The sequence below is a fragment of the Delftia sp. JD2 genome, assembly GCF_001682645.1.
GTDB classification, from domain to species: domain Bacteria; phylum Pseudomonadota; class Gammaproteobacteria; order Burkholderiales; family Burkholderiaceae_C; genus Comamonas; species Comamonas acidovorans.
Map to the genome: position 1 here is coordinate 10,001 of NZ_LFJT01000101.1, position 1,191 is coordinate 11,191.

Consider the following 1,191-nt stretch of genomic DNA (forward strand, 5'->3'; position numbering starts at 1 on the left):
TCCAGAGACTCAGCGAAGTTGAAATGTTTGTGATGATGCAATCTCCCCGCGGAAAGACGGAAAGACCCCATGAACCTTTACTGTAGCTTTGTATTGGATTTTGAACGGATCTGTGTAGGATAGGTGGGAGGCTTTGAAGTGAGGACGCTAGTTCTCATGGAGCCGACGTTGAAATACCACCCTGGTGCGTTTGAGGTTCTAACCCAGGTCCCTTATCGGGATCGGGGACAGTGCATGGTAGGCAGTTTGACTGGGGCGGTCTCCTCCCAAAGCGTAACGGAGGAGTTCGAAGGTACGCTAGTTACGGTCGGACATCGTGACGATAGTGCAATGGCATAAGCGTGCTTAACTGCGAGACTGACAAGTCGAGCAGATGCGAAAGCAGGACATAGTGATCCGGTGGTTCTGTATGGAAGGGCCATCGCTCAACGGATAAAAGGTACTCTGGGGATAACAGGCTGATACCGCCCAAGAGTTCATATCGACGGCGGTGTTTGGCACCTCGATGTCGGCTCATCTCATCCTGGGGCTGTAGTCGGTCCCAAGGGTATGGCTGTTCGCCATTTAAAGAGGTACGTGAGCTGGGTTTAAAACGTCGTGAGACAGTTTGGTCCCTATCTTCCGTGGGCGCTGCAGATTTGAGGAAGCCTGCTCCTAGTACGAGAGGACCGGAGTGGACACACCTCTGGTGTATCGGTTGTCACGCCAGTGGCATTGCCGAGTAGCTAAGTGTGGAAGAGATAACCGCTGAAAGCATCTAAGCGGGAAACTCGTTTCAAGATGAGATCTGCCGGGGCCTTGAGCCCCCTGAAGAGTCGTTCAAGACCAGGACGTTGATAGGTCAGGTGTGGAAGCGCAGTAATGCGTTAAGCTAACTGATACTAATTGCTCGTGAGGCTTGACCCTATAACTTTGATGACGTGATCATCAAGGTGGTTATGCCAAGTAAGGCGCAGTCAAAATACAAAGCTGATTACAGACTCTATGAATTCGTTGTGCTGCTCGATGAGCAGCATGACAACAAGTTATGCCTGATGACCATAGCAAGTTGGTACCACTCCTTCCCATCCCGAACAGGACAGTGAAACGACTTTGCGCCGATGATAGTGCGGGTTCCCGTGTGAAAGTAGGTCATCGTCAGGCTCTTACAGCCCAAGAAACCCCGTAGCCCAAAGCTACGGGGTTTTTTGC

At 51.3% G+C, this 1,191-nt stretch carries 2 rRNA genes (1 of these 2 running past the window's edge); both read left to right on the forward strand.

From position 1 onward, the window contains the following. Nucleotides 1-906: ribosomal RNA gene (locus tag ACM14_RS29315) — 23S ribosomal RNA — on the forward strand; it begins 1,970 nt to the left of the window's first position. Nucleotides 907-1,030: 124 nt separating this feature from the next. After that, nucleotides 1,031-1,143 (forward strand): 5S ribosomal RNA (rrf, locus tag ACM14_RS29320). Nucleotides 1,144-1,191: the final 48 nt, after the last annotated feature.